General features: G+C 28.2%; 20 protein-coding genes. 11 read left to right on the forward strand and 9 right to left on the reverse strand.

The window, feature by feature from the left end; all coding sequences use genetic code 11:
- Nucleotide 1 precedes the first annotated feature (1 nt).
- The 3 genes from rnc (at nucleotide 2) to pyk (ending at nucleotide 2,729) form a co-directional block, all read left to right on the forward strand.
- Nucleotides 2-739 (forward strand): ribonuclease III, encoded by a 738-nt coding sequence (rnc, locus tag AC2D6T_RS01905; RefSeq protein WP_484680266.1) that lies wholly within the window; start codon nucleotides 2-4, stop codon nucleotides 737-739.
- 90 nt (nucleotides 740-829) lie between these two features.
- Nucleotides 830-1,300, forward strand: a complete 471-nt coding sequence (locus tag AC2D6T_RS01910) for an IPExxxVDY family protein (RefSeq protein WP_438989480.1) — start codon at nucleotides 830-832, stop codon at nucleotides 1,298-1,300.
- Between the two features lies 1 nt (nucleotide 1,301).
- The gene (pyk, locus tag AC2D6T_RS01915) at nucleotides 1,302-2,729 is read left to right on the forward strand and encodes a pyruvate kinase (RefSeq protein WP_484680267.1); all 1,428 of its coding nucleotides are present in this window, start codon (nucleotides 1,302-1,304) and stop codon (nucleotides 2,727-2,729) included.
- A gap of 62 nt (nucleotides 2,730-2,791) precedes the next feature.
- On the opposite strand, the gene AC2D6T_RS01920 is transcribed toward pyk, so the two are convergent.
- Nucleotides 2,792-5,089: a M20/M25/M40 family metallo-hydrolase gene (locus AC2D6T_RS01920; protein WP_484680268.1), complete on the reverse strand. Its 2,298-nt coding sequence runs from the start codon at nucleotides 5,087-5,089 to the stop codon at nucleotides 2,792-2,794.
- Nucleotides 5,090-5,191: 102 nt separating this feature from the next.
- Between AC2D6T_RS01920 and AC2D6T_RS01925 the strand changes: the two genes are divergently transcribed.
- The gene (locus AC2D6T_RS01925) at nucleotides 5,192-5,659 is read left to right on the forward strand and encodes a CBS domain-containing protein (protein WP_298948984.1); all 468 of its coding nucleotides are present in this window, start codon (nucleotides 5,192-5,194) and stop codon (nucleotides 5,657-5,659) included.
- Nucleotides 5,660-5,781: 122 nt separating this feature from the next.
- Here AC2D6T_RS01925 and AC2D6T_RS01930 read toward each other — a convergent pair whose 3' ends face one another.
- Entirely contained in the window at nucleotides 5,782-6,135 is a 354-nt protein-coding gene (locus tag AC2D6T_RS01930; RefSeq protein WP_298948982.1) for a hypothetical protein, read from the reverse strand.
- A 201-nt stretch (nucleotides 6,136-6,336) separates the two neighbouring features.
- Here AC2D6T_RS01930 and AC2D6T_RS01935 point away from each other — a divergent pair, with 201 nt between their 5' ends.
- The 6 genes from AC2D6T_RS01935 (at nucleotide 6,337) to AC2D6T_RS01960 (ending at nucleotide 11,640) form a co-directional block, all read left to right on the forward strand.
- Entirely contained in the window at nucleotides 6,337-6,675 is a 339-nt protein-coding gene (locus tag AC2D6T_RS01935; protein WP_484680269.1) for a single-stranded DNA-binding protein, read from the forward strand.
- Nucleotides 6,676-6,859: 184 nt separating this feature from the next.
- The gene (locus AC2D6T_RS01940) at nucleotides 6,860-7,963 is read left to right on the forward strand and encodes a glycoside hydrolase family 53 protein (protein ID WP_484680270.1); all 1,104 of its coding nucleotides are present in this window, start codon (nucleotides 6,860-6,862) and stop codon (nucleotides 7,961-7,963) included.
- A gap of 62 nt (nucleotides 7,964-8,025) precedes the next feature.
- Entirely contained in the window at nucleotides 8,026-8,505 is a 480-nt protein-coding gene (locus AC2D6T_RS01945) for a hypothetical protein (RefSeq protein WP_438989476.1), read from the forward strand.
- A 102-nt stretch (nucleotides 8,506-8,607) separates the two neighbouring features.
- Nucleotides 8,608-9,531, forward strand: coding sequence for a hypothetical protein (locus tag AC2D6T_RS01950; RefSeq protein ID WP_484680271.1), 924 nt, complete (start codon nucleotides 8,608-8,610; stop codon nucleotides 9,529-9,531).
- Nucleotides 9,532-9,743: 212 nt separating this feature from the next.
- Nucleotides 9,744-10,496: an SDR family NAD(P)-dependent oxidoreductase gene (locus AC2D6T_RS01955; RefSeq protein WP_484680272.1), complete on the forward strand. Its 753-nt coding sequence runs from the start codon at nucleotides 9,744-9,746 to the stop codon at nucleotides 10,494-10,496.
- Nucleotide 10,497: 1 nt separating this feature from the next.
- Nucleotides 10,498-11,640: an ATP-binding protein gene (locus tag AC2D6T_RS01960; RefSeq protein ID WP_298948969.1), complete on the forward strand. Its 1,143-nt coding sequence runs from the start codon at nucleotides 10,498-10,500 to the stop codon at nucleotides 11,638-11,640.
- A gap of 120 nt (nucleotides 11,641-11,760) precedes the next feature.
- On the opposite strand, the gene AC2D6T_RS01965 is transcribed toward AC2D6T_RS01960, so the two are convergent.
- From AC2D6T_RS01965 to AC2D6T_RS01995, 7 genes are all read right to left on the reverse strand, one after another.
- A complete protein-coding gene (locus AC2D6T_RS01965) occupies nucleotides 11,761-12,063 on the reverse strand; it encodes a hypothetical protein (RefSeq protein WP_484680273.1) in 303 nt (100 codons plus the stop codon).
- A 66-nt stretch (nucleotides 12,064-12,129) separates the two neighbouring features.
- Nucleotides 12,130-12,384 (reverse strand): hypothetical protein, encoded by a 255-nt coding sequence (locus AC2D6T_RS01970; protein ID WP_484680274.1) that lies wholly within the window; start codon nucleotides 12,382-12,384, stop codon nucleotides 12,130-12,132.
- Nucleotides 12,385-12,545: 161 nt separating this feature from the next.
- Entirely contained in the window at nucleotides 12,546-13,103 is a 558-nt protein-coding gene (locus AC2D6T_RS01975) for a TlpA family protein disulfide reductase (RefSeq protein WP_484680275.1), read from the reverse strand.
- A gap of 85 nt (nucleotides 13,104-13,188) precedes the next feature.
- Nucleotides 13,189-14,394 carry a retropepsin-like aspartic protease gene (locus AC2D6T_RS01980; protein ID WP_484680276.1) on the reverse strand — a complete coding sequence of 402 codons (1,206 nt, stop codon included), beginning with the start codon at nucleotides 14,392-14,394 and terminating at the stop codon, nucleotides 13,189-13,191.
- Between the two features lie 124 nt (nucleotides 14,395-14,518).
- Nucleotides 14,519-15,496 carry an aldose 1-epimerase family protein gene (locus tag AC2D6T_RS01985; protein WP_484680277.1) on the reverse strand — a complete coding sequence of 326 codons (978 nt, stop codon included), beginning with the start codon at nucleotides 15,494-15,496 and terminating at the stop codon, nucleotides 14,519-14,521.
- A 65-nt stretch (nucleotides 15,497-15,561) separates the two neighbouring features.
- The gene (locus AC2D6T_RS01990; RefSeq protein ID WP_484680278.1) at nucleotides 15,562-16,752 is read right to left on the reverse strand and encodes a DUF1501 domain-containing protein; all 1,191 of its coding nucleotides are present in this window, start codon (nucleotides 16,750-16,752) and stop codon (nucleotides 15,562-15,564) included.
- Nucleotides 16,753-16,791: 39 nt separating this feature from the next.
- Nucleotides 16,792-18,168: a DUF1800 domain-containing protein gene (locus AC2D6T_RS01995; protein ID WP_484680279.1), complete on the reverse strand. Its 1,377-nt coding sequence runs from the start codon at nucleotides 18,166-18,168 to the stop codon at nucleotides 16,792-16,794.
- A 137-nt stretch (nucleotides 18,169-18,305) separates the two neighbouring features.
- Between AC2D6T_RS01995 and AC2D6T_RS02000 the strand changes: the two genes are divergently transcribed.
- Nucleotides 18,306-18,764 (forward strand): (2Fe-2S)-binding protein, encoded by a 459-nt coding sequence (locus AC2D6T_RS02000; RefSeq protein WP_484680280.1) that lies wholly within the window; start codon nucleotides 18,306-18,308, stop codon nucleotides 18,762-18,764.
- Nucleotide 18,765: the final 1 nt, after the last annotated feature.

Consider the following 18,765-nt stretch of genomic DNA (forward strand, 5'->3'; position numbering starts at 1 on the left):
TATGAATTTTATTCGTAAAATAGTGCAAACTCGGTCTGAAGAAGACTTGGAACTGCGCAGCGAATTAAAAAAACTACTTAATTTTTCTCCCAAAAATATAAACAAATACAAAAAAGCATTTACACATAGGTCTGTGCAAATGTTAGATAGAAAAGGCAACCCTATAAACTACGAAAGATTAGAGTTTTTAGGAGATTCTATTTTAGGCTCTGTAATTGCAGCTTATTTGTACAAAAAAGTACCAGAAGGTTCAGAAGGTTATTTAACCCAAATGCGCTCTAAAATTGTTAGCAGAGAGCATTTAAACGAATTAGGAAAAGACTTAAACCTTATTCGTTTTGTAAAAAGTAATATAGACCAAACCAATGTTGGAGACAACATACATGGTAATATATTTGAAGCTTTAATTGGAGCTATTTATTTAGACAAAGGATATAATTTTTGTCAAAAATTTATTTACAAAAATGTCATTCTACCTTATGTAGATATAGAAAAATTAGAAGGTAAAATTACTAGTTACAAAGGGTTAATTATAGAATGGTGTCAAAAACAAAAGAAAAACTATAATTTTGACACATACGAAGATACTGGTAACGAACCAGTAAAACATTTTAGTGTAAAAATAAGTATAGATGGAGAGCAAATAGCCAAAGGTAGAGCTACATCAAAGAAAAAAGCAGAGGAGCAAGCCTCTAAAAGAGTCTATTTTGCATTTCAAAATCAAATTTCTTTAGATTAACACGATAACGTTTTCGTTAAATTAACAAAGAAAATCGGCAAACTATTAGTAATTTAGCCCTGTTAAAAACTATAAGTACATTTTCTATTTATGCAAATACATACTTTAGGTTTAGAAGATTTTTATGAAGACGAGTACTCGTTAATTGGTATCCATTCAGCTTTAGAAGACTACAGACTTGCATATTTATTAAATAAGAACTTAGATACTCGTTTTGTTAAATCTAACAAAGATTTAGAGTTTGAAAATAATAAAAACAAACTTTCTTTTTCTATATTTAATTTTTTACATAAGAAATATGATTTTGAGTGGTTTTTAATTGCAAATAGCTTTAAAAAAGAAAATAAAACAACAGCAAACGAATTATTATTAACAACCGAAACAAAATCGTACTTAATTCCAGAAAAAAAGAAAGTTGATTATTTTATTAAAATATCTGGAGAAATAGCACCTCATTATGTGTTAAACATAGTGCAAAAAATAAAAAATATAGAGCAAGTAATAACCTCTTATACAATTGATAAAAACACATTAAAGTCTAAAGACTTTTTAATATTTTAATATGGTAGATTATAAAAAAACAAAAATAGTTGCAACCTTAGGACCCGCAACAGGATCTAAAGAAATTCTAACAAAATTAGCCAAAGAAGGTGTAAATGTATTTAGAATAAACTTTTCTCATGCAGAATATGACAACGTAAGAGAAACTGTAAAAACTATTAGAGAGATTAATAAAGAAAATGGATACAATGTAGCCATTTTAGCAGATTTACAAGGTCCAAAGTTACGTGTTGGAGTTATGGAAGATGGTGTGGTTTTAAATGATGGAGACACTTTTACATTTACCACAGAAAAATGTACAGGAACTAAAGAAAAAGCATTTATGACCTACCAACGTTTTCCAAAAGACGTAAAAGTAGGAGAACAAATTTTAGTAGACGATGGTAAACTATTATTCGAAGTAATATCAACAGATAAAGACAAAGAAGTAGTTGTAAAAACAATAGTGGGAGGTCCTTTAAAATCTAAAAAAGGAGTAAACTTACCAAACACTGCAATTTCTTTACCAGCTCTTACAGAAAAAGATATGGAAGATGCTGTTTTTGCTTTAGGTTTAGAAGTAGATTGGATGGCTTTATCTTTTGTTAGAACACCAGAAGATTTAAGAATGTTACGCGATTTAATAGACCAACACTCAGAATATAGAGTACCTGTAATTGCAAAAATAGAAAAGCCTGAAGCTGTTAAAAACTTAGATTCATTAATACCTTATTGTGACGGTTTAATGGTTGCTCGTGGAGATTTAGGAGTAGAAATACCAATGCAAGATGTACCATTAATTCAGAAAAAATTGGTAAGACGTGCAAAAAGAGCAAGAATACCTGTAATTATTGCAACTCAAATGATGGAAACAATGATTGAAAACTCTGTACCAACAAGAGCAGAGGTAAATGATGTTGCCAATTCTATTATGGATGGTGCTGATGCAGTAATGCTTTCTGGAGAAACTTCTGTTGGGAAGCACCCTGTTAGAGTTATTCAAAAAATGACAGAAATTATTGCTAGTGTAGAAAACTCTAGAATGATAAAAGTGCCACATGAAGCACCACATATTAGAACTAATAGATTTATTACAAAATCGGTTTGTCATCATGCAGCATTAATGGCAAATGATATTGATGCAAAAGCAATTTCTACCTTAACAAGAAGTGGTTATACAGCATTTCAAATTTCTGCATGGAGACCACAAGCTAAAATATTAGCCTTTTCATCAGAAAAAAGAATTTTAGGAAAACTAAACTTACTTTGGGGTGTTAGAGCCTTTTATTACGATAAAAATCTAAGTACAGATGGTACGGTTGTAGATATTAATAAAATATCTAAAGAACAAGGTTATGTTAAAGAAGGAGACTTAATGATTAACCTTACCTCTATGCCAGTTGAAGCACAAGGTATGGTAAATACCATGCGTGTTTCTGAGATCGAGTAAGAATTTATAAACTCAAAATATTAAAAAGCATTCTAATAATTTTTTAGAATGCTTTTTTGTTTTTACAAACTCAATTTTTTAGAGATAATAATAGCATCATTGGTTACAAAAGGCATGGGCATCATTGCTTCAGTTCTTGGTTTTATGTTAAAGTTTTTGTTCGATAATAAATCATAAGAAATTTCATTTAGTATAATTTCTAATTTTTCATCAGTATTCATAGTAAAAGAAAGTGTGAGTTCTTTATCTGAATTGGCTAAATGATACACCAAAAAAGTACCGCTTTTTAGATTGTAATTTTTACCATTATTTACCAAAACATCATTTACCTTAAACTGTTGTAAGGTGAGTTTGTTTTTGGTAATAAATTCTAACTTATTTAGTTTTCTATTGGGAACTACTGTTAATTCTACAAAGTGTTTTTTACCAATGATAGTATCTATTTCTGTAATAATTTCAGACGAAGCAATATTTTTAAAAGCTGTTTTTTTATGATACGTAAAGCGTGTATTGTATTTACTTTTAGTTTCGGCATTTTGTATGCTTCCTTTTGTAAAATCGCCATTAAAAAATTGCTCAGTATAACTATCTAAAGTAGTGTTATAAGTACCAAAATAAGCAGTTTTATCATCAGAATTCTGAATATAGACAATACTATTTGGTTTTTTATTTTCTATGGAAAAATCACTATTGTAAGTTGCTATTCCAAAAAAGATAATTGCCAAAATAGCGCTCCATTTTTGGGTCCAAAAAGATTTTTTTTGATGAAAACTTAAAATCATTAATCCAAAAACCAATACTATAAAAAGGGCACTTACAAATAAGATTTTTAAACCCAAACCTACAGGAAACATTTTTACCAAAGGCGCAAAAATATAAATGGTAGGTATAGATAAAATGGTGCATAAAATGCGTTTTGTTTTTTCTTCTAAATCCATAAAAATGCTAACTGCTAAAATTAACAATGCACTAATAACAGGAATAATAAAAAAGCCTGCACCTTTTAAATAAATGCTTATTATAAAATTAATAATCAACCAAAAGAAGATCGGTGCAATTAATAAATTTACTGGTTTTTCTACTTTAGAAGTCCTTTTGTAAATGGTGAATAATATCCATAAATTTAAAAATACAAAAGCAGTAATGTAGGTATAACCATTGTAAGTAAAACCATGTAAAATATCATTGTATTGTGGGTGTATTACAAGCAATAACTTCCATAAACTAAAAGAAATTCCACCACATAAAATAAGAGCCACTAAAAAAGGAATAAAACCTCTTAAAGTGTTTTTTACAGCTATTTTATTTAAAGAGATCCCAAAAAAAAGTAATAGTAAAAAAACAATTACACAAGCGATTAGCATAGGAGTAACCCAAGAAAAAGGATAACTAAGTAATTTTATAAACGGAAAATTTACGTACACAAAATCTTCATCGGAATTTAAATTTTCTAAATTACAATTGGAAAAATGGTTAAGAGTTGTTGTAAAATAATCTGCTTGATGTAGCAAGGTTTCTCTATCTAAACGTTCGTAAGAATCTTGTGCTGTATGATAATCGAAATGATCTCCAATAAAAGCAAAATTAAAACCGTTAATATTGGCATCTTCTCTAAAAACGGTTAAATCTGTATCGTTTGGTAATTTTTTATATATAGAATACATTAAAGAATTTGCGGCTGGAAAATTGGGTTTTGCAGCAATAAACTCACTTAATAAATTACTGTTTTTACCATTGGTTTCCATTAAAACGTAACTTGGACCACCACTTCCTCTAGCTTCAAAATTTAAAATTAAACCCACATCTTTTGTTAAAGTATGTGTATCTACAAAAGCTTGTGCACCTAACAAACCCAATTCTTCAGCATCAGTAATAAGAATAATAATGTCATTTTTAGGTGTTTGGTTTTTTGCTAAAAAAGCTCTTATACCTTCTAATATAGTAACAACTCCAGAGCCAGCATCACTTGCACCTAAAGAAGAGTGTGGATTAGAATCATAATGTGTTAAAAGCATTAAAGCTTTTCCGGTTGTTGTACCCTTAATTTTTGCAATAATATTTTCTGCAGTTGTGGCTGCTAACCATTTTTTGTTGATGGCTGTTTGGGTTTGTATTTCTACCTCTAAACCCATTTTTTTTAATTCTTTTACAATATAATTCTGGACTTTTTTATGCTCTTTTGCACCTGTATAATGTGCTTCTTTAGAAATATTTTTTAAATGAAATAGGGCATTCTCTATAGAAAATGCTGTTTTTGAAACGTTTTTATCAGTATTTAGTGAAGGTTTTAAATCTGAAAAACTCCAGTAAATAACCCCAAAAATGATAATAATAGAAACAATGGTAGAAAATCTTTTCATAAAAAAATGTTTTTTATAAATGTATAAAAAAAAAACTTGTTAAAAAAAGTATAACAAAACAGAAATTTTGCTAACTTTAGTTCAAACTAAACAACTGTTATTATGGGTATTAAAAGTTTTCAAGGAAAAAGAGATTCAAATCAAAGAAAAGAAGAAGAGCAAATTTTGGTATCTGATTATATGACGACCAATTTAATTACATTTAAAGCAGAAGATTCTTTAGACCATGTTATTGCGCAACTAATTGCAAATAAAATTTCTGGTGGACCCGTTGTAAATGATAAAAACGAGTTGATTGGTATTATTTCTGAAACGGATTGTATTAAACACATCTCTGAAAGTAAATACTACAACATGCCTTCGGATACAAACAATACAGTAGGAAAATACATGGTTACAGATGTAGATATTATTGATAAAAACATGAATATTTTTGATGCTGCATTTAAATTTATTTCTTCTCGTAGAAGAAGATTTCCTGTGATAGATAATGGCAAATTAATTGGGCAATTAAGTCAGAAAGATGTTTTAAAAGCCGCAATTAAAGTAAAAGGAAATACTTGGAAATAGCTACAACCATCTTTTAGAACTTACATTGGGTAGGTATGTAATTATTAATTTTTCTGTTTTAGAACGCTAGTATTTGTAATTTTTTGGAAATTAAGTTAATTAAACTATTCTATTTCAATACTTTACCTTTCTTTTTTAATTAATAAAAAAGTTTCATTTTCTAAAGCCAAATAACCTTGGTCATAAATATAAAAATAGGTGTTGCCGGTTTTGGTTTTATAGATAGATGTAAAAAATTGAAAATCAAAACCTTTGTCATACAACCTAGTTCTAGACACCTTGGTTTTACCAGAAACATTTAATTCCGATAAAATTTTATAATTTTTTCTAAGTCTATTATTTATATTTCTAATTAAGTTTTTACTGTCTTTGTTTACACGATTGTTATAGGCATTTCTGCAATAATCTGAGCAAAATTTCTTGTCTATTCTACCTTTTACGGGTTCTTTACACTCTAAACATTCTCTGTTTTCCATTGGATAAATATACAATAAATTATTCGTTTACAAACGACTACAAATAATTACAACCGAAAGTAATTGTTTTCTAACCGAATACAATTTTAATCATATCGCAACTTTGCAGTGTTATTAGTACTGAACAACTTTTGGTATTTAATTAACAAAACATAAATTATAAACCTGCACAAAAAAAACAAGTGCACAAAAACTTATCTTATGAATACGTTAAGAAACAAAGTACAATTAATTGGTAGATTAGGTCAAGATCCAGAAATTGTAACCTTTAAAGATGGTAACAAAATAGCAAAATTTTCTTTAGCTACAGACGATAGTTATAAAGACAAATCCGGTAACAAAATAGAGTGTGCTTTTTGGCACAACATCATTATAAAAGGTGGTTTAGTAAACGTGGTAGAAAACTACGTAAATAAAGGACAAGAAATTGCTGTAGAAGGTAAATTAACAAACAGAACCTATCATACAGAAACAGGAGAAAAGCGTTATGTTACAGAAATTTTAGTAAACGAATTGTTGATGTTGGGAGGAAAAAAATAAGGAAACTTAATATCAAAAAGCACAAAATCCACTTTTTAAAAGTGGATTTTGTATGTTAAAACAGTAGTAAAATATTTTAAAATGAAACTTTTACATAAAAATTATGTAAATTTAAATTTGATACTATTATAAAATCAGTAAACATGAAAACACTTTCATATATATATTATTCTTTGGCTTTTTTTTGGTTGCTTGTCATTCATCCGAAGAAAAGATACAAGATCTTAATATAGAAACTGAATTAGAAGAAACAACAGCAATTGATTTCTATTTAGGCGCTGACTTATCTTATGTAAATAAAATGGAAAATTGCAACGCTGTTTTTAAAAATGATCAAAAAGAAACTACAGATCCATTTACAATTTTTGCCAATGAAGGTGCAAACTTGGTAAGAGTTAGGTTGTGGCACAACCCCACTTGGACAAATTACTCTAATTATAAAGATGTAGAAAAAACAATCGCCAGAGCAAAAAACGCTAAAATGAAGGTGTTGTTAGATTTTCATTATTCTGACGATTGGGCAGACCCAAACAAACAAGAAATTCCTGCTGCTTGGTTAGAAGTTGTAGACAATACTGCAAAATTGGGCGACTCTATTTATAACTACACTTATAAAACTTTACAAAACCTTCATAACAAAAACTTATTACCAGACATGGTTCAAGTTGGTAACGAAACCAATATAATGATTCTTCAAAAAGATGATAAACCTAGTGCTATGAATTGGTCTAGAAATGCTTACCTATTAAACAAAGGCATTAAAGCTGTAAGAAACATTTCTAAAGATGTAGATAAAAACATAGAAGTTATGCTACACATTGCACAACCAGAAAATGCAATTTGGTGGTTTAAACAAGCAAAAGAAAATAATGTGGTAGATTTTGATTGGATTGGGCTTTCCTATTATCCAAAATGGTCTACTTATAATTTACAAGAAGCCTCAGAAGCTTTTAAAACGCTTATTAAAAAATACAATAAAAAGTTAATGGTTGTAGAAACTGCTTATCCTTTTACAATAGAAAATGCAGATGCAGCTGGTAATATTTTAGGTGCTGATGCTTTAATTGATGGTTATAAAGCAACCCAAGAAGGACAATTAAAATATTTATTAGACCTTAAAAAAGCACTAAAAAATGCAGGTGCAAAAGGATTGGTTTATTGGGAACCTGCTTGGGTTGCTAATAATTGTAGTACACGTTGGGGAAAAGGTTCTCATTGGGACAATGCAACATTGTTTGATGCAAATTCTGTACCCACAAAAGGAATGAATTTTTACAACCAGCCCTAAAAAACCCTTTATTTGGCATTACATTTGAACAGCACTATATAAATTAAAATAAAATGAAAATCATGAAAATTATATTTATACTCACAATACTACTTGGGTTTTCTCAATGTGGTAGTAACAAATTTGTTAAAAACCCTTCGTTTAAAATAGAAAAAGCGACTTATAATAAATGGTCTGGAGGTCAACCAGGTGTTAGTGGGGTTAAATTAGAGCTTCAATTGGTAAATGCGCTACAAATAGAGTTCGATTCTTTATATTTTCAAAAGAAAATAACAAAAGTAGAAACCAGAAAAATAAACAATATGTTACAAATTATTGGGCATTTTTCTACATCAAACAGAAAAAATAAAGATTTAATTTTAGACGCAAACCCAATAAAAGAGTTAAAAAATACACCACCAGTTGTGCATAATTTTCCTTTCGATTTAAAAGAAAATGAAGCAATTTTGAGTTTTAAAAAGAACAATAAAACCCATTATTATAAAATTAAAGAGGTAAAACAAACCCAACCTTCCTTTTTTCCTTCTACAAAACAAAAATAATAACACTACAGATTATCAGAATTTAAAACCACTAATTATAAGTGGTTTTATTTTTGGCACGTAATTTGAATATTTATAGCTGTAATCTTAAAACTACAGCTTATGAAATCTTTAAAATTACTTTCTGCAATACTTATAATAGGTGTATTTTTTAGCTCGTGTTCGTCAGTTTTTCAAGACGATTTTAGAAACGAAATTTCTTTAGAAGAAGTAGTTTCTAGATACGATTTATGGTATGTAGATTACCATAGAACAATTGGTAATAGAGATATACCTTATGTTTCTAAAGCCTTTACACTATCTTTTTTAAATGGTATTTTGTATGCCAATAATAACATTGTAGATATTGGTTTTACAGGCAACGGATTAGGAATAGATGTTGGGGTTTACAATACTTTTAATGGCTTTTTAGAAACCCGACACGATTTATATGGTAAAAACGATTTTGAAGTTAGTATTATTTCTAATAACGAAATAAACTTGTACAACTATAGACAAAATGTTACCTATTTTTTAGTGGGTTATCAAGTAAATACATTTGATTACGACAAGCTATTTTATGAAAATATAGAATACTTTTTACAAGAATATGAAGCTTGGGAAAAAGTAGACACAAGAGGAGGTATACCAAATGCTTTTGATGCTGAAAATTACTTACAATTTACACCCAAAAATATAACAACATTTTATAGTTCTCAAGACCCTTTTGGCACACAAATTGCAAATATAAATTGGAGTTACGTTGGTGGATATGAAATATTCGATGTAGCAGGTTATGAAGACCTAAAAATTTTAACATTGAATTATGAGGGTGGAGATATAGAAGAGTTTGAGTTAAGTGTTATAAACGATGGAGAAATTAGTCTATACAATGTAAACTCTAAAACAACTTACAATTTCTTAGGAAGAAATTTTGAACTAATTAGAAAAGGAGAAAAAACAAAGAAAAGTACGAAAGACACTGTATGGAATAACAATAGAAAACGTACTAAAATAATAAGAAAAATAAAAGAAAGAAGACATTAAAAATAAAGTTTGGTTAGTTGATTTTTGGTTGGTTATTGCTTAATAACCAATTAAAAGAGAAACCGTCCTGAGGAGGACGGTTTTTTCTTGTTTATAATTTGTGAAAACTACCAACCTTTTTATCACTTAAAACATAATTGTTTTTATAACTTTATGATAGATTAAGTTTTTAAAAAACTAGTTAAAATTCTCACTTTTATTATTTTACACGTATGGCTCAAACAGCTTTTATTACAGGTGCAACCTCTGGTATTGGAGAAGCTACTGCAATCATTTTTGCAAAAAATAACATTCGATTAATTCTTTGTGGTAGAAGAGTAGATCGTTTAGAATCATTGCAGGAAAAATTAAGTAAACTTACAGACGTAACTACGCTAAATTTTGATGTTTCTAAAAGAGACGAAGTTGAAAAAGCCATCAAATCACTTCCAAAAGATTTTCAGCAAATAGATATTTTAATCAACAACGCAGGTAATGCACATGGTTTATCTACCATACAAGAGGGTAGTTTAGATGATTGGGATGCCATGTTAGACATCAACGTAAAAGGTTTATTATACGTTTCTAAAGCCATTTTGCCACAAATGACCCAAAGAAACACGGGTTTTATTGTAAATATTGGGTCTATTGCTGGTAAAGAAGTATATCCTAATGGAAATGTATATTGTGCCTCTAAACATGCTGTAAACGCCTTAAATAAAGCCATGAGAATAGATTTAAATAAACACAATATTCGTGTTTCTGGCATTCATCCAGGAGCTGTAGAAACCGAGTTTTCTGAAGTTCGGTTTAAAGGCGATGTAGAAAAAGCAAAAAGTGTGTATTCAGGCTACAAAGCATTACAAGCTGCAGATATTGCAGAGATTATTCACTTTGTAATTACAAGACCTTATCATATAAATATAGAAGACTTGGTAGTGTACCCAACAGCACAAGCAAGTGCTACCATTTTAAATAGAGATTGACATGATTAATAAAAGACTTTTAATTAAAAACTTACTTTCTCATAATGATGAGAATAGTTTTTATGACAAAAAGCAAAAAATATCATTCAATTCTAAAGAGGGTAAAGCTAAATTTTTAAAACATGTTTGTGCGCTATCCAACGCAAACCCCAATAACAACTCTTACATTGTAATTGGTGTAGAAGATGAAGCAAATAAAATAGTGGGTATCGATTTTTTTGATGACAGTAAAATACAAAACTTGGTAAATGCGTATTTAAAAAATCCACCAAAAATAACTTACGAAAATGTTCTTTTTCCGAGATTGCCACGTAATAAAGTAATTGGTTTAGTTACCATACATGCCAATAATAATGTAACATCGCTTTCTAAAAATGCATGGAAATATAAAAAAGACACTATTTTTTACAGAAGAGGTAGCAACTCTATGCCTTTTTTAGGTGATGAATTTGAGCTTAGAAACACTAATAAAGAAATTGTCAATTCCATAGAAAAAAGTGCAAGAAATAACATCCAATTAACCTTAGATGGTGTTTTTAATTTTATGAATAATCATAAAAAAATTTACAACCCACAATACAAAGTTTTTAACGAGCAATTTGTTTTGTGTTGGGCAGGAGAGCGTAAAATTATAAACGAACAAGAGTTTTTTTCTAGAGTAGATATCGAGTTGATTAACGAGCAAGTAAAACTTTTTTTTTCTGCCTTAGATGATGTACAAATAAGCTATAATAATCATACCTTTATTGTAGAAGAATATATTTATCTGGGTTTAGAAAAACAAGAAAAATACTATCCATTAGAAAAAACAATTATCAATTTTAAAAATAATGGGAAACATAATATTGTAAAACAATTTTTGTTTGAACCACCTGTTTTTAATGAAGAAATAATGATACACATTTACAACAATTGTAATTTAATTGTTCAAAAAATAGTACAGAAAAAACCACTTACAGCAACAGAACAAGAAGATGTTTTACGTTTACCAACCAATTATTTAATTTGTTATTTACATGGTTTTTTAGACGTTGTAGAACAGCTAAAAAAAGCAAAAACGTACATAAAAAACTTAGCAAACAATACCACTTATGTTAAATACAATGAGGCTTTAAGAATTATAAGAAAAGTAAAGTATGGTTAGTGGGTTCGTTTCACGGTCTAGTGTATGATTTCGTTGCGTGTTTAAGCGACTAATTTAGCAAATAATTATTTTTTAACAAATGAGCAAAAAACTAGTAATAAAATATATATGTTTTTAGGCTTAGCTTTTTTTCCAAATTTTAAATTCATTTCTGACTATATTTAATATTTCAACCATAAATACAAGCTCATCTATTTCATTAAAATGTTTAAAATAACTTTCAGGATTATAATATTTAAACTCATTTGTTTTATTAATTTCTTTAACCTGTATAGTATAACACACTCCATCTAATATACTTATGGATTTATAAACAGATTGATATTCAATAATTTCTTTACCTTTTCTATTTGTTTTAGTTTCAAAAATTGAATCTCTTCCATGAATTTTCCAACTAATTTCTTCTTGACTTGGCAAATTCATAACTTTACTTCTCAAGAACTTTAGAAATATAAAGTCAAAATTGTTTTTTGGTTTTAACTTTTTCTTCTAAATTATTAATTCAGTTTCATTAGGAATTTCAGCATAATGCTCATAAAGTTCCGCTTTCCATTTTTTTCTCTTGTAATTATACATTCTAAAGACAGAAGAATAATTATTAATTCCTCCTCCAGTATATATTCTAATTTCTCTGCTATATTTTAAAGTGTCACTTAAATTTAAATTCTCATTCAGTAACTTTATATTTTGAGCTTTAATTCCTAAAGAAATTAGTAAAATGAATATTAAATAGTTCTTTTTCATAATTAAGTCCAACTAAAATGATATGGAACGTTTTAATGTTTTATATCAGAAGTTAAACGAATTTAGCTATTTTTCTTTTAAAGTATTTAAAAATCAATGTATTTCTATAGAATACTTAGCTTTAAAAACACCATTTGCAGGTAATTTTTGGGTGCTCTTTTTTAGTTTATTTTCTTTCTAATTAAAGACACAGTCCTTTTTGCTTTAACATCATTTATTCTTTTGATAGATAATTCTTTATCAACCAAATAATATTCAGGTACAGAAGTTAAATAGATAGGTTTGCCTTTATCTAAAATCTTTTTTGTAACCATTTTATTTAAAGGATTGTTTACATCTTTACCATCTAATATTATATGAATTCCGTTCCATTTTTTAGCTTTTAAAAACTTTTTCCATTGAGATTTATTTTTATCAATAGAAACAGTAATTATCTGAAAATCGGGATTATTAATGGTTTCTTCCAGCGCTTTTATATTCGAATGACCTTTTATACAAGGCCCACACCAAGTTGCCCAAAAATCGAGTAGCAAAACCTTACCCTTTACTTGATTGAAAGAAAACTTTGTTCCATCTACATTTTCATACTTATATCCTTCTAAAAAAACGGGAATACTATCTTTTATAGAAGCTGTTGGTTTATCTAAAGCATATTTTTTACCACTTGTAAAAACTAATAAAGTGATTAGAATTAGTAAAATTGGATATATTTTTTTCATTTTTTATACTGAATTAAGTTAAAATGTCAATGATTCTTTAAAAATTCAGAAACAATTCCAATTATCTTACTTAAAAATAGTTTTGCTACTCATAAATATTAAGCTTTGGTAAAAGAGTATAACTTTCCCTTTTTTCTGTAGTAATAATTAGTTCTTTATTGTTTTTTAGTAAATCAATTTGAAATGCTCTTAAATCTGAGTTGCTATGAAAGTATTCAGCTTTTTTTCCATTGATTTGAGTAATTTTATCACCCAAATTTAAAGCATTATATTTTGTAATGTTAGGGTTGTTCCATTTACCAGCAATTGTTAGTTTATTTTCAATTTTTACTATTATAAAACCAAAACTCTTTTTAGGACTTTCTTCTAGATTAGTTTCTCTTTCTGTAAGAATTATTTGATTTGAATTAGAATTAACAATACAATTGTAATGACGTAACATTTTATTTCCTATTCTTGCCTCATTAACATCATTTGTTAAAAATATTTTAATAGGATGTTTAAAGGTTATTCCTCCTATTTTATAGCTAAAATCTTTAATGCTATAGTTTATAGAGGGTTTAGCTATACCACTAACAGACATTGCTGAAATACCTTCGTATTTAGATTTTTTAGTATTTTTAAATAAACCTATAGCTTTTATGGTTAAATCAATTTCATCAGAATTTGAACCAAAATCTATTTCTATACCATTTGTAATTCCATTTAATTCTAAACTAGTAAACATTCTATTATATAAATCTAGTTTAAAAGGCATCACCATTCCATCTTTTTGAAACTCTTTTTGAGATACCACAACATAGTTTTCGTCAAAATTAAAGTTCCAGTTTAATTTCTTTATAACAGTTGCACCAATTATACCTTGTATATCTATACTACCTCCAGTTAAAGTATTTATATCAATAAGTAAAAATGGGCTATCTTTAATTTGATGATTCTTAATGGATAGATTATGGGCTATTTTTAAATCTAATTTTACTTGATTATTAACTGCATCTGTAGCAGAAATAGATTCTTTTTCTTTATATTTTTTTAAAGTAATTTTTTCAGATAAACTTTTATCGATTGCAGAAAAAGAAAACCCATTATCCCACATAAAATTCATTGGTTTGCCATTTAGTTTTGCTTCAATTACAATCATATCATTGTAGATTTTAATTGGGATAGTATCATTTATTTCATTTGAAACTAACTGGCCTAAGTTTGCCATTTTTTTAATTTTAGCAGTCTCAGGGTTTTGAGCTAAAATTATGTAGGGTATAAAAGTTAAAAGTAAAAGTAATTTTTTCATTTTTTTATTATTCTAAAGCCTTTAATATATTTAGTGTTTTAATGCTTATTCAAATTTGGAATATTTTCAAATTAACAGTAGTTAAAACGATTTTAGCTATGTTTTCTTATAAAGTATTTAAAAATCAATGTATTTCTACAGAATACTTAGCTTTAAAAACGCCATTTGCAGGTAATTTTTGGATGCCTTCTTTTTGGGTAAAATCTTTATTATGATGTATGTTTTCAGCAACACCAAACCAAGGTTCAATAGCAATAAAAGGCGTTTTTGGGTTGGGTTGCGTCCAAATACCTAAATAAGGAAAGTCTTTAAAGTGAATGGTAAATAATTGCTTTTCTGTTGGCTTATGTACTAAAGTTGCTTTTGTAAACGGATTTGGATTAAACACCAAAGCACCTCTTAAAAAAGTGGTATCTTTTATTTGTAAAACACCAGGTTTATCAAAATATTGGGTGTAAGAATCTACAAACAAACCACTTTTTTTATTTCTAGAAGTGGGCATTTCATCAGTATCAAAAACAAGTTCATATTCGTTTCTATGTTGTCCTTTTTCTAAAGGAATATTAAATGCTGGATGTGCACCAATAGAAAAATACAAATCCTCTTTTGGATCGGTGTTTTCAACAATATAATGTACGTTTAAAATGTTATTTTTTAAAACGTATTTTATCTGTAGTTTAAAATCAAACGGATATTGTTTTTTAGTTTTGTTAGAAGATACTAAGTCAAAAATAAGACTGTTTTGTGTTTTTTCAATTAAATTGAAATTGTTTTTCCAAGCAAAACCATGAAAACTCATTTTATAAAGCGAGTCTTTATAATAAAACTCGTAGTCTTTTAAACGCCCAATAATAGGAAATAAATTAGGTGATTGATGTTTCCAATAAGTAGTATCTGCTTGCCAAAGATATTCTTTGTCTTTTAATTGTATGCTTGTTAATTCTGCACCAAAAGTTTTTACAGACACTTTTATAGTATCGTTAGAAATGGTGTATTTTTCTTGCTTTTCAATTACTGAAGAACTATTTTCTTTCGTTTTTGGGTTGTTTTTGCAACCTAAAAAAACAATTATCAACAAATAAAAAAGCAGGTATTTTTTCATAAAAAACTTCTTAGAAATGCTAATGTAGCAAAATTCAATTTTATGAAAAATATAGCAACAGAAAACTACACAAATTTTAGTTTAGAAAAGCTTTTATTTAAAATGGCAGCATCATCTACTTGCAACCATTTGTCTAAAATAGTAGCGTAAATTTCTCTAAAATCAATTTCGTGTTTTAAATTTCCATTGGCGTCTAAATCGTTTAAATTAGGTAAATTATTATACAAACCTTGCTTTTTTAAATTTTTACCAATAACAAAAACGTTGTTGGCAGTTCCATGGTCTGTACCTTTCGATTCGTTTTGTTTTACACGTCTTCCAAATTCAGAAAAGGAAAGTATTAGTACATCATCAAAATTGTTGTTTTTTTGTAAATCTTCTACAAAAGTGTTTATACTTTCTGCATATATTTTTAACAATCTTGCTTGTGTGTTTTGTTGATTTGCGTGCGTATCAAAACCAGTTAAACCCGCGTAAAAAACCTGTGTATCTAAACCAGAATTTATAAACTGAGAAATGGTTTTTAACTGTTTGCCAAATAAGTTTTTTGGATAATTATTAGACGCATTTTTAACCTTTGTTTTTTCAAAAATATATTTTGCAGACGATTTTGCATCAATCATAGTATTGTATAAATACCCTAAATTATGTTCGTTTAAATGCGCATCTGTATTGGCATTTATTACACTTTTGTAAAAGGGTTCTTTTAAAGAATTGTACAAGGTTTTAGCATCGGTTACAGCCAATCCATTTTGTGTTTTTCCTTTTAATAAAAGTGATAAAGATTCGTCTACTTCAATGGCTTTTGTTGGGTTTGCTTTGGTATAATCTAAATAACGCCCAACCCAGCCATTTTGTAAATATTCGTTGCTATTACTAGCTGTTTGCCATATATCTGTAGATCTAAAATGTGATAAATTTGGGTTTGGATACCCCACATTATTAATAATACTTAGAAAACCATTATCGTATAATTTTTGTAAATCTACTAAACTTTTGTGCAAACCAATTTCATCAGAAATTTTTAACAAATCTGTTTGTTGCAAAGCAATATTTGCACGTTGTTGGTAATAGATATCGTTTCTAAAAGGTACTACTGTATTTAAACCATCATTACCCCCTTTTAATTGAATAATAACGACCTTTTTATTACCAAAAGTTTTGGTAGGTATTTGCTCAAAAGCCTTTAAAAACTGAGGTACAAAAAACATACCCGAAGCAAAAGTAGTTTGTTTTAAAAAATCTCTACGTTTCATAATTTTAGTTTTATGATTTTTCAATTAAAAATCGAAAGTTTAACAAAGTTGATATTCTGGAATAGACATTAATTGAACGCAGAAATCCTTTTTTGGAATGTCTAAATTGTCCGATAGCATTTGTGCTGTACCTTTATTTATTTGTGATGATATTATCAAAGAAATCATCCCTTTATTATCTATTTTTTTATAGTTTTTTTCAAAAGCATTCCAATCTGTTTTTGTTTTAATAAACGTTTTTCTTTTTAACTTTTTAGTAGTTAAATCAGTAAGCATTGTTTCCTCATCTCCAGTATCTGAATAGGTAATTGCTGCATTATTTAATAAGATAGAAGCCAAACGCAAACGCCTAACCATTGTATTAGTATCAATCCAATTTCTACCTGTTTTCCAGCCAGCCACATTTGGTGGTCTTAACAAAGTTTGGCCTAATAAACGTTGCATTAATAAAGCTTGTTTAGGTCTTTCAAATTGGTAAGGAATTACTTGATGTATACCTGCTAAAAATTCCATGGGCGACTTTATTTTAGTGCCTATGTTTTCATCATCATAAAACCAATTAGACTGTAAAACAAAACGCATTAATTTTTCAATATCATAATCTTTGTAAAAAACGGCAGTCATTGCAGCAACATGTTCTTTATTTATGTTTTCATTTACAAAAAAGCGATATATTTTTTCTGAAATAAAACGAGCACATTGTTGTTGTTCTAAAATGATATCAATAATATTATCACCATTAAAATTGCCTGTTTTTTTAAAAAATGTTTTTTCATTTTCATCATGATGTCTTTTTCTCATTAAAAATTTACCTCTAAAATTATGGCTATATCCTGTAAAAGCTCTTGCAGATTCTTTAATATCTGTTTCTGTATAATTTCCTTGGCCTAAGGTAAAAAGCTCCATCAATTCTCTTGCAAAATTTTCATTTGGGCTTTTTTTACGATTTTGTTTGTTGTTTAAATAGCCTAACATAGAAGCATCTTTAGAGATTTTCTTGGTAAAATCTCTAAAATTTCCAAATGCATTTTCTCTAAGTAAGTTGTTATAATTCTGAGTAAAAAGAATGTTGTTTCTACTTTCGCTAACAAAATGATTTGCCCAAAAAAGCGTCATTTTTTCTCTAAAAACTTCAGAAGGATTTAAAATCCTTTCCATCCAAGAAATCGAGAATTTTTGTATTTTTTTCCTACTAATTTTTTGAAGTTCTTGTCTTTTTTCTTTGATCTTTAAATCGCCAGGTTTTATATCTTTTAAGAAAGATATATCTGCTTTTAAAGGGCTAGTTTTAGATGAATTTGTAAAAACTTCATCTATAATTTCACGTTTGTTTTTGTTAGACAAACGCTCTAATTCATTGGGAGTAATACCAAAACCCACTCTGTTATATAAATGTTGTATGTGTTTTGTTTTCATAATTCTTAGACTTTAATGTGTATATAAAGTTTAATCTAAAATTACTTTTTTGTTAAATTTAGTATAAAAAAAACACTTTAATTAAAAAAAATGTAATTTTTTGTAACTTAGAGCAATCAATTAAAAACCAACTTTTTATGGCAAACTATATTTTAAATGTTAACGGAAAACAAGTTTCTGTTTCTGCAGATGCAGATACACCCTTACTTTGGGTTTTAAGAGACGAATTAAATTTGGTAGGCACAAAATTTGGCTGTGGTATTGCACAATGTGGTGTTTGTACAGTACATATAGATGGCGTTGCTACAAGAAGCTGTCAAATGCAAGTTTCTATTTTAGATGATACAAAAATAACAACCATAGAAGGCTTGTCTAAAGATGGCAAACATCCTGTTCAAGAAGCTTGGAAAGAAATAGATGTTCCACAATGCGGTTATTGTCAATCAGGGCAAATAATGACAGCTGCTGCTTTTTTAGAAGAAAATAAAAATCCTTCTGAAAACGAAATTAGAGAAGCGATGCACGGTAATATTTGCAGATGTGCGTCTTATAACAGAATAGAAAAAGCAGTAAAATTAGCATCTAAAAACTCATAAC

The organism is Polaribacter sp. YIW18 (assembly GCF_057219325.1).

Bases quoted from the DNA above. Each gene is read 5' to 3' on its own strand.
- rnc (WP_484680266.1), top strand. From the start codon at position 2: ATGAATTTTATTCGTAAAATAGTGCAAACTCGGTCTGAAGAAGACTTG.
- AC2D6T_RS01910 (WP_438989480.1), top strand. From the start codon at position 830: ATGCAAATACATACTTTAGGTTTAGAAGATTTTTATGAAGACGAGTAC.
- pyk (WP_484680267.1), top strand. From the start codon at position 1,302: ATGGTAGATTATAAAAAAACAAAAATAGTTGCAACCTTAGGACCCGCA.
- AC2D6T_RS01920 (WP_484680268.1), bottom strand. From the start codon at position 5,089: ATGAAAAGATTTTCTACCATTGTTTCTATTATTATCATTTTTGGGGTT.
- AC2D6T_RS01925 (WP_298948984.1), top strand. From the start codon at position 5,192: ATGGGTATTAAAAGTTTTCAAGGAAAAAGAGATTCAAATCAAAGAAAA.
- AC2D6T_RS01930 (WP_298948982.1), bottom strand. From the start codon at position 6,135: ATGGAAAACAGAGAATGTTTAGAGTGTAAAGAACCCGTAAAAGGTAGA.
- AC2D6T_RS01935 (WP_484680269.1), top strand. From the start codon at position 6,337: ATGAATACGTTAAGAAACAAAGTACAATTAATTGGTAGATTAGGTCAA.
- AC2D6T_RS01945 (WP_438989476.1), top strand. From the start codon at position 8,026: ATGAAAATTATATTTATACTCACAATACTACTTGGGTTTTCTCAATGT.
- AC2D6T_RS01950 (WP_484680271.1), top strand. From the start codon at position 8,608: ATGAAATCTTTAAAATTACTTTCTGCAATACTTATAATAGGTGTATTT.
- AC2D6T_RS01955 (WP_484680272.1), top strand. From the start codon at position 9,744: ATGGCTCAAACAGCTTTTATTACAGGTGCAACCTCTGGTATTGGAGAA.
- AC2D6T_RS01960 (WP_298948969.1), top strand. From the start codon at position 10,498: ATGATTAATAAAAGACTTTTAATTAAAAACTTACTTTCTCATAATGAT.
- AC2D6T_RS01965 (WP_484680273.1), bottom strand. From the start codon at position 12,063: ATGAATTTGCCAAGTCAAGAAGAAATTAGTTGGAAAATTCATGGAAGA.
- AC2D6T_RS01970 (WP_484680274.1), bottom strand. From the start codon at position 12,384: ATGAAAAAGAACTATTTAATATTCATTTTACTAATTTCTTTAGGAATT.
- AC2D6T_RS01975 (WP_484680275.1), bottom strand. From the start codon at position 13,103: ATGAAAAAAATATATCCAATTTTACTAATTCTAATCACTTTATTAGTT.
- AC2D6T_RS01980 (WP_484680276.1), bottom strand. From the start codon at position 14,394: ATGAAAAAATTACTTTTACTTTTAACTTTTATACCCTACATAATTTTA.
- AC2D6T_RS01985 (WP_484680277.1), bottom strand. From the start codon at position 15,496: ATGAAAAAATACCTGCTTTTTTATTTGTTGATAATTGTTTTTTTAGGT.
- AC2D6T_RS01990 (WP_484680278.1), bottom strand. From the start codon at position 16,752: ATGAAACGTAGAGATTTTTTAAAACAAACTACTTTTGCTTCGGGTATG.
- AC2D6T_RS01995 (WP_484680279.1), bottom strand. From the start codon at position 18,168: ATGAAAACAAAACACATACAACATTTATATAACAGAGTGGGTTTTGGT.
- AC2D6T_RS02000 (WP_484680280.1), top strand. From the start codon at position 18,306: ATGGCAAACTATATTTTAAATGTTAACGGAAAACAAGTTTCTGTTTCT.